The sequence below is a fragment of the Mycetocola sp. 2940 genome (genome assembly GCF_040548835.1).
Taxonomy (GTDB): Bacteria; Actinomycetota; Actinomycetes; order Actinomycetales; family Microbacteriaceae; genus Mycetocola_A.
This window is the reverse complement of record NZ_JBEPSK010000022.1, coordinates 20,467-31,360: the sequence shown is the minus strand read 5'-3', so window position 1 is coordinate 31,360 and position 10,894 is coordinate 20,467. Positions and strand designations below refer to the sequence as shown.

The 10,894-nt window shown below is 66.1% G+C and carries 10 protein-coding genes and 1 tRNA gene; 4 read left to right on the top strand and 7 right to left on the bottom strand.

The features are described from left to right. Positions 1-402 (top strand): IS30 family transposase (locus tag ABIE24_RS17040; protein WP_354501972.1); only part of this gene is annotated, 402 nt, incomplete at its 5' end. Between the two features lie 96 nt (positions 403-498). Here the strand turns inward: ABIE24_RS17040 and ABIE24_RS17035 are convergent. The 3 genes from ABIE24_RS17035 to ABIE24_RS17025 are packed head-to-tail and all read right to left on the bottom strand — an operon-like array spanning position 499 to position 3,135. Further along, complete coding sequence (locus ABIE24_RS17035; RefSeq protein WP_502916299.1) at positions 499-879, bottom strand: DUF7882 family protein; 381 nt, start codon at positions 877-879, stop codon at positions 499-501. A 38-nt stretch (positions 880-917) separates the two neighbouring features. Then, entirely contained in the window at positions 918-2,339 is a 1,422-nt protein-coding gene (locus ABIE24_RS17030; RefSeq protein ID WP_354501967.1) for a sensor domain-containing diguanylate cyclase, read from the bottom strand. After that, positions 2,323-3,135, bottom strand: a complete 813-nt coding sequence (locus ABIE24_RS17025) for an alpha/beta fold hydrolase (RefSeq protein WP_354501964.1) — start codon at positions 3,133-3,135, stop codon at positions 2,323-2,325. The genes ABIE24_RS17030 and ABIE24_RS17025 overlap by 17 nt, the downstream gene beginning before the upstream one ends. Positions 3,136-3,455: 320 nt before the next feature. Here ABIE24_RS17025 and ABIE24_RS17020 point away from each other — a divergent pair, with 320 nt between their 5' ends. Further along, on the top strand, positions 3,456-4,211 hold the full coding sequence (locus ABIE24_RS17020) for an EAL domain-containing protein (protein WP_354501961.1): 756 nt from the start codon (positions 3,456-3,458) through the stop codon (positions 4,209-4,211). A 13-nt stretch (positions 4,212-4,224) separates the two neighbouring features. Here ABIE24_RS17020 and ABIE24_RS17015 read toward each other — a convergent pair whose 3' ends face one another. Continuing rightward, positions 4,225-4,494, bottom strand: coding sequence for a hypothetical protein (locus tag ABIE24_RS17015; protein ID WP_354501958.1), 270 nt, complete (start codon positions 4,492-4,494; stop codon positions 4,225-4,227). A 202-nt stretch (positions 4,495-4,696) separates the two neighbouring features. Here ABIE24_RS17015 and ABIE24_RS17010 point away from each other — a divergent pair, with 202 nt between their 5' ends. Continuing rightward, a complete protein-coding gene (locus tag ABIE24_RS17010) occupies positions 4,697-5,995 on the top strand; it encodes a UDP-glucose dehydrogenase family protein (protein WP_354501955.1) in 1,299 nt (432 codons plus the stop codon). Between the two features lie 426 nt (positions 5,996-6,421). Next, positions 6,422-6,495: transfer RNA gene (locus ABIE24_RS17005), tRNA-Pro, on the top strand. Positions 6,496-6,516: 21 nt separating this feature from the next. Here ABIE24_RS17005 and ABIE24_RS17000 read toward each other — a convergent pair. From ABIE24_RS17000 to ABIE24_RS16990, 3 genes are all read right to left on the bottom strand, one after another. Next, positions 6,517-6,930: a DUF7715 family protein gene (locus tag ABIE24_RS17000; RefSeq protein WP_502916298.1), complete on the bottom strand. Its 414-nt coding sequence runs from the start codon at positions 6,928-6,930 to the stop codon at positions 6,517-6,519. A 349-nt stretch (positions 6,931-7,279) separates the two neighbouring features. Beyond that, positions 7,280-8,257: a metallophosphoesterase gene (locus tag ABIE24_RS16995; RefSeq protein WP_354501949.1), complete on the bottom strand. Its 978-nt coding sequence runs from the start codon at positions 8,255-8,257 to the stop codon at positions 7,280-7,282. Further along, on the bottom strand, positions 8,257-10,842 hold the full coding sequence (locus ABIE24_RS16990; protein ID WP_354501946.1) for a transglycosylase domain-containing protein: 2,586 nt from the start codon (positions 10,840-10,842) through the stop codon (positions 8,257-8,259). The genes ABIE24_RS16995 and ABIE24_RS16990 overlap by 1 nt, the downstream gene beginning before the upstream one ends. Positions 10,843-10,894: the final 52 nt, after the last annotated feature.

The window sequence follows — 10,894 nt, the reverse complement described above, 5'->3', positions numbered from 1 at the left end:
CTGCACCTGCCCGACAAACACGGCGCCCTCGAGGTTCAGGAAGCGATGATCGAGACCATGGGCCGGTTGCCACAGTTCCTCCGGAAAACCCTGACCTGGGACCAGGGCATCGAGATGGCGGGCCACCAGCAGATCCGGATCGCGCTCGACATGGACATCTACTTCTGCGACCCGCACTCACCCTGGCAGCGCGGCAGCAACGAGAACACCAACGGGCTGCTGCGCCAGTACTTCCCGAAAGGCACCGACCTCTCCGGCTATCACCACGACTACCTCGACTACGTCGCGAACCAGCTCAACGACCGACCCCGTAAAACCCTCGACTGGAAAACCCCGAAAGAAGCCCTCAACGAGCTACTCTCGAACCCAACACAACCGACCGGTGTTGCGCTGACCGGTTGAATCCGCCCGCCGGGTCGTCCTTATCTCAGGGCTTTATCCTTGTGCCGTGCCGTGCCGTGCCGTGCCGTGCCGGGTCGTGCCGAAGCCCGGCGCGCGCTACAGCGTCGACTCAGGCGCCGGCGGCGGCGACGCGGGCGGTTCCGGAAGGATCTCGAGCCCGCCCACCGAGTTCGACGAGCGCACGAGCGACTGGATCCACCGGGAGTTGATCGGCGGAGTCTTGCCCCCATAGTACTGGAACGTCAGCGAGATGGCGTTGTGGATCCAGATCGTCGTGCGGCCCAGGCCGTTGGCGTTCTCGTTCCACGTGAACGCGAACGGTTCGCCGCGCCGCAGCTTCGCCAGCATGACCACCTGCAGGTGCGCGAGGATGCGATCGTCAATGCTCGCGGTCACTTTCGAGTCGTAAGTGAGCGTTCCCACCGGGCTGACCTCCACGCTTTCAGGTTCGTCGCCACGCAAATGCGCGGCAAACATCGATTCTATCGTCGGCGGCGAACGTCCGCCGCCGGGCACTACACCGAGACCACGGTGACGCGGTCCTTGCCTTCACTCTTCGAGGTGTACATCGCGGCATCCGCCAGCTGGAGCACGTTGTCTGAACTGATCGCCGGGTTCGTCGACGGGCCGAGCAGGGCGATGCCGATGCTTGCCGAGATCGGGCACGAGTCTGGCACCCCGGTCAGCGGCTCTCGGGCGACCGAGCGGATGCGGTCGGCGATGACCATGGCGGCGTCCCCGTCGGTGTCGTCGCAGATGATCACGAACTCGTCGCCGCCGTACCGTCCGATGGTGTCGCCGGCACGAACCACATGCCGCAACCGTTCGGACACTTGCTGCAGAACCGAATCGCCGACGGCATGCCCGCACTGGTCGTTGACCACCTTGAAGCCGTCGAGGTCGAGGAAGAGGATCGCGACAGCACGCTGCTTGCGGATCACCGCGGCGAGGGTCTGATTGAGGCGTTCCTCGAGCAGTTTTCGGTTGGCGAGGCCGGTGAGCTGGTCGTGCAACGCCAGTTCGGTCAGCTGGTCCTGAAGACGAATGCGCGCGAGCACATGGGATGACTGCCGCGCCAGCGTTTCGAACAGTTCGACCGAACCCTCATCGAAGTTCCGTTGCCGTCCGAAATGGCACACGACCACGCCCGTCGGCTCGCCTTTGTCGAGAAGAGGCGTCGCGATAGCGGCCTCGAGCCGCGCCGCGCGGAGAGCATCTCCCAGTCCGGGGACGAACGAATTGGCGTGGTCGGGGTTCGGTAGGGTGACCGTGCGTTTCAGCCGGAGCGCCTCCAGGCTCGGTGACGAGACGCCGGGTTCCCGCGTCTGCCGCAGTTGATTGACGCCTGCCGCGAGCCGGAGCTCGCCCTGGGCGTCGAGGAGCAGGACGGACGCGTGTGTCGCGGTGAAGGCATCCCGGACCGCCGTCGCGATGGCATCGGCCAGCGCCTCTTCGGTGTCAGCGAGGGCGAAGGCGCTCGACGCCTGCTGGAGCACCCGCACGCGGGTCTCTGAGGATTCGGCGGCGCGACGGGCAGTCAGCAGATCGCGTTCGTAGTCGCGGCGCCCGGTGGAGTCGAAGACGGCCATCCGGATCTCATCGGTGCCGTCGACTGTTGTCAGGACGGAGTTCACCAGGGTGGGGACCAGCGTTCCATCAGCACGCTCAAGCGAGAGGGCGACCTCGTCGGCCCGGCCCTGCAGGCGCAGCACCGGCACATGACGGGTTTCGTGGAACAGCTGGCTACCGGTGGTCAGCAGATCGGGAAACGTGCGGCCGGCCAGCTCAGACGCGGGCGCCCCGACCATCGTCGCGAACGTGGAATTGGCTGCGCTGATCACCCACTCCGGAGACGTGACGACATAGCCGCACGGCGCGTTGTGGAAGAGATCCTCGTAGTCCGGATGCTCCGCCGCCAGGTCAGGCAAGGAAGGCATTGATCTCGTCGCGCAACTCGTCGGGCGCGGAGAGGTTGGGGCAGTGACCGCGTGCGTTCATGACGACGAGCGTGCTCCCGGGGATTTGCTCGTGCACGAACTGGCCGACGGCCAGCGGAGCGATGATGTCGGCCTGGCACTGCAGCACCAGAGTCGGCGTCGTGACCTCGCGCAGGTCTCGGCGGTTGTCGGAGAGAAACGTCACCCGGGCGAAATGCCGGGCGATGGTGGGGTCGACGCTGCAGAAGCTGTCGGTCAGCGTCTCACCGAGCGCAGGAGTCTCACTGTGGCCCATGATGAGCGGCGCCATTGTGGCCGACCAGCCGAGGTAGTTCGCATCGAGCGCGTCGAGCAGGGAGTCGATGTCCTCCTGCTCGTAGCCGCCGACGTAACCGTCGGTGTTGATGTACCGGGGCGACGGCCCGACGAGGATCAGCGCCCCGAACCGCTCCGGCTTGCGGGCTGCCGCAAGAACGCCGATCATCGCGCTGACGGAGTGGCCGACAAAGACGGCGTCGTTGAGGTCGAGGTCCTCGAGGATCTCGAGCACGTCGTCGGCGTACCCATGGAGGGAGTCGTACTTGCCCGGGTCGTAGGCGCTCAGGTCCGAACCACCGGCGCCGACCTGGTCAAAAGCCACGACCCGGTAGTCGTTCTCGAAGAACGGGGCGACCGCGCGCCACATTTCCTGACTGCATCCGAAGCCGTGGGCGAAAACGATCGGCCGGCCCTCCGGATTTCCCGTGACGGTCACGTTGTTACGCTGCTGAACCGGGGTCAGCTGGTGCGTGGGCATGGCACTCCTGATCAGGGGTAGAAGCGGAGAGGCAGCCAAGTAAAGATCCTCGTGAAGGCATCAAAATCGTAGCGGAGGGTATCGCAGTGCCCAATTTATCCCAGGGGGTTCCCATTGGGTTCCGAAAAGTGTATACAAAGTCCGCGCGCCTCGAAAGTCAGGGGTCCAGGTATTCCGGCGGGATTATACGCACATTCCTCGCCGACGAGGGTGCGTAGATTTCCGCTGGATTTCGGCTGACCATGAAGTATGGTCACCAGCCGTCGACGCGAACCGAGCCCACTTCTGTCGCCACGGGCGCGCGCGAACGGCGGGACCGCGTGAGCATCGCGAGCGACCTCCGCGGCGCCGTCGAGCGGAACGAGATCGTCGCCTGGTTCCAACCACAGGTGGACGTCGAGACCGGCCGGATCACCGCGGTCGAGGCGCTGTCTCGGTGGCAGCATCCGATCCGGGGGCTGGTGTCGCCGCTGGTGTTCATTCCAACGGCCGAAGACACCGGCGCCATCCACGAGATCGGCGCGTTCATGCTGCACGAGGGATGCCGGCAGGCCGCCCGGTGGCGGGACGACGGGCTCGACCTCGACGTCTCAGTGAACGTCTCTGCGGTGCAGCTCGCCCGACCCGGGGTGTTCGAGCAGTTGCATGAACTCCTCAATGCCTACGCCCTGCCTCAGGGCAGGTTGACGATCGAGATCACGGAGTCGCAGCTCATCGCCGACCTCAGCGAGGTCGCGACCCGGCTGGCACGGCTGCAGTCGTACGGACTGGGTGTCTCGCTCGACGACTTCGGGACCGGGCACTCGTCGCTCGCCCAATTGCAGGACCTTCCGATCACCGAACTCAAGATCGACCGGTCGCTCATCCAGCAACTGACCGTCGGCGGCGCCCTGATCGGGGTCGCAGTCGCGTTGCTGCAGGAGCGGGGCGTCCGTGTCGTCGCCGAAGGCGTCGAGACCGAGGAGCAGCTGGAGCGGGTACGCGACCTTCGCTGCGACCGCGCGCAGGGCTACCTGTTCGGGCGCCCGATGCCGGTCGACCGGCTCGATGACGTACTCAGGCGGTCGCTGGCCTGAGGTCAGCGGGCCGCTACAGTCCGAACGCGTCGTCCTCGAGGGCCACGTTCGCTGTCGTGTTCGACTCGGAGTTGTTGTTGTCGCCGCCGACGTCGATCTGGCTCCACACCACCGGCATGCCGGGGGAGAAGAGAATGTCGATGCCCGGGCCTCCGCGCAGCGGCGGAATGTTCACGTAGCCGCCGCCGGCCTGGATCGCCGCGAGAACCTTGGAGCGCAAGTCAGTGACGGGGTCGGGGAGGAAATAGTCCCGGCCATCAACGGTCAGCCTGTGTACGATCACTCAATAATCCTGTCTGTGCGTGGCGCCGCCGAAGCGACGCACGATGCACAACGTTACCTGCTTCGGTCGGAAGTTCCTGACAATGGGCAGGGGCTTGCGGCGGAGCCTCCGGAAAGGGATAGTTCTCCGGCTCGCGAGCGCGGGGAATCGTGCCCCCGGCATCCGTTGCCCGTTCACTCCCGCTCGATAGAGTGAGCCCATTATGAAGATTTCTGTGATCGGCTGCGGGTACCTCGGTGCTGTGCATGCGGCGTCCATGGTTTCGCTCGGTCACGACGTCGTCGGAATCGACGTCGACCCGTCGAAGATCGAATCGCTCTCGGCAGGCCGGGCCCCGTTCTTCGAGCCCGAGCTGCCGGAGCTCCTCGCCGCCGGGATTGCGTCGGGCCGGCTGCGGTTCAGTACCGATATCGCGGATGCCGCCGGCAGCCAGGTGCACTTCGTCGCGGTCGGCACCCCCCAGCTCAAGACCGGCGGAGGCGCTGACCTGACTTATGTCGACGCCGCGTTCACCTCGCTGCTGCCCCACGTGGCATCCGGGGACCTGCTCGTCGGCAAGTCCACGGTCCCGGTCGGGACGGCTGCCCGGCTCGCCGCTCTCGTGGAGCCGACGGGCGCGAAGCTCGCCTGGAACCCGGAGTTCCTGCGCGAGGGCTACGCGGTGAAGGACACCGTGACCCCTGACCGGCTGGTGTATGGGATCGGGCCCGGCGAGACGGCATCCGTCGACCTGCTGAACGAGGTGTACGCGACGGCGGTCGCCGCCGAAACCCCCGTCGTGATCACCGACTACGCGACGGCGGAGCTCGTGAAGGTCGCGGCGAACGCGTTCCTGGCCACGAAGATCTCGTTCATCAACGCGATGGCCGAGATCGCCGAGGTCACCGGCGCCGACGTCACTCAGCTGGCGGATGCCATCGGGTACGACGCGCGGATCGGCCGGCGGTTCCTCAACGCCGGGGTGGGTTTCGGCGGCGGGTGCCTGCCGAAGGACATCCGCGCGTTCACAGCGCGGGCCGAGGAGCTCGGCCGGGGTGAGTCGGTTGCGTTCCTCAAAGAGGTCGACGCGATCAACCTGCGCCGCCGGCAGCGGGCCGTCGACATGGTCGTGGAGGAGCTCGGCGGGAGTGTGTTCCGCCGCAAGGTCGCGGTGCTCGGGCTCGCGTTCAAGCCCAACAGCGACGATGTGCGGGATTCTCCGGCGCTGGATGTCGCGGTGCAGTTGCACGGGCTCGGCGCGAACGTCGTCGCCACCGACCCCGAGGCGATCCCGAACTCGCGGCGACTGCACCCGCAGCTGACCCTCGGAACGCTCGATGAGGCCCTCGACGGTGCGGACGCCGTGGTGCTGCTCACCGAGTGGAACCAGTACCGGGAACTCGACCCCGCCGCGGTGGCGGCGCAGGTCGCGCAGCCCCTGGTCATCGACGGCCGGAATGCCCTGGACGCCGAGGCCTGGCGTGCGGCCGGCTGGACCTACCGCGGCCTCGGGCGCCGGTAACGCCGCACTCCCGCCTGCTGGAGGGCCACCACTCCCGCTTGCTGGAGCGCGACCACTCCCGTTTGCTGGAGCGCGACCACTCTCGTTTGCTGGCGGCGAGCCACCACTCCCGTTTGCTGGAGGCGAGCCACCACTCCCGCTTGCTGGAGGCGAGCCACTACCTCCGCTTGCTTGGAGGAGCGCCACTCCCGCTGCTGGAGGAGCGCCAGCGACGAGGCGCAGGGCCCCAGGACGCCTCGGTCGCACTTGCCGCTCCAGCCGGCGTTTCCAACGGCGGAGATCTTGGCCCAGAGCCGCGTGTCGAGACGCGAATCGCCGCGATCCCGGCAAAATCTCCGAAGTTGGCAACAAGGCCACCGCCACCACCCGCCCATCGTCCTCGGGCGGCGGATTTATCGGCTATTCTTATTGAGGCCTCCGGGCCATCGGGGTGTGGCGCAGCTTGGTAGCGCGCTTCGTTCGGGACGAAGAGGTCGTGGGTTCGAATCCCGCCACCCCGACAGTCAGACCGTTCGGTTCCATCAGGAGCCGGGCGGTCTTTTTGTTGTCTCACTCGGGATCGTCGCCCGCGCGCGGTAGTCGTCGAAGGATCGTTCGATGATCGTGCCGATCGGGGAGTGGGCGGCCATGTCGAGCATCAGTTCGGCCATGCCGGGCGCCCACTCACCGGGCCAGCCCTGCGCCACGAGCCCAGCTCGCAACGCAACGGTGTAGCTCTCGATCGAGAGCTCGGGCAGGTCCACCACCTTCGCCGTCGTGGTCGCGCGTGCCGAGGCCACACCGGCGAAGCCGCGCGAGCATCCGCAGCCATTGAGGGGCTCGATCCGGTCACAATCGCAGGGATCCTGCACGTAGACCAGTTCTCCTGGCACCGTGAACGAATAGTCGTTCATCCGAGAGCCTTGGGTTTCGTTCGTTGCCGTTACGACTTTCATTTCTGCCTCCACTTGTGGGTAATCAAGCGGCCGGCATCCGCAGGGTCAGTGTGCGTCATGCCTCTGACATTCCAGGAAATCTGGCTCCGAGTAGGGGAACGTGGCAGGTCGGTGCCCAACCAGCATCGTGCATCCGGGGAGGCGGCGAATGCACGCGCGGGACACGCAATCGGTCGGCCTGCGCGTCTCGCGCTAGCACCGGATAAGGAAAAAGCCGCGAGGCAAGGATGCCGCAGCTGTGCTGTCCTTATCTGGCGGCTCGGTTCCTGAGCAAGGTCGCGTAGCGACCGCGTCGAAGGGCCTTATCTCGTGTCGAAGGGGCGCTCAAGCACAATCGACGTCGGAAGACCTACTTGTCGCGGGCGACGAGCGTCAGCAGGGTCGCCTCGGGCCGGCAGGCGAAACGCACCGGCGCGTAGATCGACGTGCCGAGGCCCGCGCTGACGTGCAGGTAGGCCGAGTGCAGCGCGTGGCGCCACAGGCTCAGGCCCTTGACCTGGTCGCGGGGGATGTCGCAGTTGGTCACGAGCGCGCCGTAACCGGGCACGCAGACCTGCCCGCCGTGGGTGTGGCCGGCGAGGATCAGGTCGGCACCGTGGTTCACGAACGAGTTCAGCACCCGCTGGTACGGCGCGTGCACGACACCGATGTGCACGACGTGCTCGAGTCCGGCATCCGTCGTTTCGAGCGTCTCGTCGTCCTGCTGCCGATCGAGCAGGCCCGTGAGCAGGTCGAGCCGGTCGGCTGCGATGTGCGGGTCGTCGACGCCGAACACATCGAAACGGGTGTTCTTCACCGTGACGCTGCCGACGGCGTTGTTGAGGTTCTGCCAGCCGAGGGCATCCGTGAAGAAGGTGTCGAGGCGGTCGGTGTCGAGGTTGCGTTCCTTCGAATTCCTGCGCCCGTGCCCGCTCGACGGGCCGGTGAGATACTTGAGCCAGTTCTTGTGCATCGGACCGTAGTAGTCGTTCGACCCGTGCACGTAGAGGCCCGGGATGCCGCCGAAGTCAGCGAACGCGCGTTCGACGCCCGGGATGCCGTCTTCATGCCCCAGGTTGTCACCGGTGTCGACGATCAGGTCGGGCTTCAGCGCCGCCAGCGACCGAACCCACGCCTGTTTCTCGTGCTGCCACGGCGCCATGTGCAGGTCGCTGAGGTGCAGGATCGTGACGGATGCCGCGCCCACCGGCAACACAGGAACCGTCTCGCGACGCAGAGTGAACAGTCGGCGTTCGACGAGTGATCCCCAGGCGAGCGCGGAGATGCCGGCGAGGGCCAGGGCGCAGAGCGCTGCCCCGGCCCCCCGGCCACCGGATGGTCCGGCCACTAACACTTCTGCTTTGCGACGGTGATGGTCACTTCACCGGCCGGGTCGGCAGCAGTGCCGCCGGCCGGGTTCTGCGCCTTCACCGTCCCGGGGCCTGCTCCCGTCCCTGGGACGACTTCACAAGCTTCCTTCACCTTGTTGTACCCAGCCGCAGCAAGTTCAGCGCGGGCGGCATCCGGAGGGGAACCAACCGTGTCAGGGACGCTGCCCTCCTCGGGTTCGGGTTCGGGCGCGGCGGGCGGCGCCGTTCCCGTCGACGGCTGGAGCGTGATGGTCGAGCCGGTGGAGACGGATGCTCCGGCTCCCGGGCTCGACGATGCGACGAGTCCGGCGCCGACGCTCGACGCGACCGGGGCACCGACCTGGGTTCCGAAGCCTGCCTTGGCAAGCGTTGCGGTGGCGGCTTCAACCGACTGGCCCGTGACATCCGGAACCTTGACCTGCTTGGCGCGGATCAGCGCGTCGTCGGGAGCGGCGAATGCATCTCCGCCGTACTTGGCGATTGCGGTGCGCATGATGCCGGAGAAGATCCCAAACTTGGCGCTGAAGCCCGACACGCCCTTCAGCACGCGGACGTCGTACATGCTCGCTTCGCCGACCACGTTGCCCACCCAGAGGGAGGTGACGGCTTTGGTCGTTCCGCCGGTGATCCAGGAGTGGCGTGCCTCATCAGCCGTTCCGGTCTTGCCCATGATGGGCGCCCCGGGAACCTTCGCGCGAGCGCCGGTGCCGCCGGCGTCGAAGACGGTGCCGAGTGCGAACGCGGCGGTGTTGGCGACCTCCGGGGTCACGGCCTGGGTGCACTGACTCTTCGGGGGTGCGATCTCTTCGCCCTCAGGGCCGGTGATCTTCTCGATGGCGACCGGCGTGCAGGTCAGGCCCTGCGCCGCGATGCCCGCGATTGCGGTAGCGAGCGACAGCGGGGCGATCTCGTTCGATCCGAGGAGGGTGGCGGGGAAGCGCTGCAGCGGGTCACCGTCAGCGCGGTGGATGCCCATGTCTTCGGCGGTCTGGTAGATGTCGCACATGTCGAGCTTCTGCGCCATGGCGACGAACGCCGTGTTCACCGACTTCTTGGTCGCCTCGATCGGGGTGATCTGGCCCGGGCTCGTTCCGTCGTAGTTCACCGGGGTGTAGGTCTTGGTGTAGTTGCCTGAACAGCTGTCGGTCCACCGGGAGAAGGTGCGCTTCTCGCCGCTGACCGTCTCGCGCAGGGAGTGCCCGTTCTTCAGCCAGTCGAGGAGAATCATCGACTTGAACGTCGATCCGACGTCGAAGCCGCTCGAGCCGCCGTACTTGTAGTCGGTGTTGTAGTTCACCGAGGTGAACTCGCCACCAGGCGAGGTCACGTCAGGGTCGTTGCTGTAGCTCTTGTTCTGAGCCATCGCGAGCACGCGCCCAGTGCCCGGCTGCACCGTCACAGCGGCACCGCCGATACGAACGGTCTCCATCGACTTGGGGAGGTACTCGTTGATCGCGGCGGCCGACGCGGCCTGCAGGTCGAGGTCGAGTGTCGTGAAGATCTGGAGACCACCGCGGCGGAGCGTGGCGGCGCGCTCTTCGGGAGTCTCGCCGAAGGCGGCGTCGTTCTTGACGACGCGGGTCACGTAGTCACAGAAGTAGGCACTGTCGCCGGCCGTCTGGCATCCGGTGCTCGGCTGGTTGATGACCGGAGTGACCGGAACCGCCCGAGCCGCGTCGTGCTGCTCCTGGGTGATCTTGCCCTCTTCGAGCATCTTGCCGATGACGTAGTCGCGGCGTTCGAGGGTTTTGGCGTAACCGTTGGCTGCGCCGTTCGTCTCGCTGTTGGGCTGGTCGATCCGCAGCGAGGACGGGTAGTTCACGATGGCGATCAGGGTCGCAGCCTGTTCGATCGTCAGGTCCGCGGCGTTGACGCCGAAATAGTACTTCGAGGCCGCCTGAATGCCGTAGGTGCGGGCACCGAAGTTGGCGATGTTGAGATAGCCGAGGAGAATCTCGTCTTTGCTGTAGTCCTTCTCCACACCGATGGCGTAGCGCATCTCTTTGAGCTTGCGGCTCGCACCGCTGGCACCGTCGGCGGTGGTCGCCTCGTCGGCGCAGGCCTGCAGCTCCTCGTTGCTCTTCGAGTCGACCTCGCACTGCTGAACGAGCACGTTCTTCACATATTGCTGCGTGATCGACGAGCCACCCTGGGTGTCTCCGCCGATATACGTCTTCAGCACGGCGCGGGTCGTACCCATGACGTCGATGCCGCCGTGGGAATAGAAGCGGGGGTCCTCGGCCGCGACGGCAGCGTCTTTGGCGAACTGCGAGACCTGCTCCCAGTTCACCTCTTCACGGTTCTGGTCGAAGAACGACGCGAGGAGCACCTGGCCGCCGTCTGAGCCGGTGGCCCAGATGTTCGTCTTCTCCATCGTCTTGCCGACCTTGAGGTAGTCGGGAAGACCGTCGAACACGCTGATGGCGTTGTTCGCGGTAATGCCAGTGACGGCGAGGGCAGGGGTGACGGCAGCGGTGACGAGGAGTCCGGCTGCGACACTAAGGCCGATGAAGCCGAGGAATCCCCCGAGCACACCTCTAGCCGTGCGTTTTTGTTCAGGCATAGGATCGATGTTAAGCGACAAATCTGAAAAAGCACCTTCACCCGCACAAACA

Coding starts and splice junctions, on each gene's coding strand:
- ABIE24_RS17035 (WP_502916299.1), bottom strand. CDS start 879: ATGTTTGCCGCGCATTTGCGTGGCGACGAACCTGAAAGCGTGGAGGTC.
- ABIE24_RS17030 (WP_354501967.1), bottom strand. CDS start 2,339: ATGCCTTCCTTGCCTGACCTGGCGGCGGAGCATCCGGACTACGAGGAT.
- ABIE24_RS17025 (WP_354501964.1), bottom strand. CDS start 3,135: ATGCCCACGCACCAGCTGACCCCGGTTCAGCAGCGTAACAACGTGACC.
- ABIE24_RS17010 (WP_354501955.1), top strand. CDS start 4,697: ATGAAGATTTCTGTGATCGGCTGCGGGTACCTCGGTGCTGTGCATGCG.
- ABIE24_RS17000 (WP_502916298.1), bottom strand. CDS start 6,930: ATGAAAGTCGTAACGGCAACGAACGAAACCCAAGGCTCTCGGATGAAC.
- ABIE24_RS16990 (WP_354501946.1), bottom strand. CDS start 10,842: ATGCCTGAACAAAAACGCACGGCTAGAGGTGTGCTCGGGGGATTCCTC.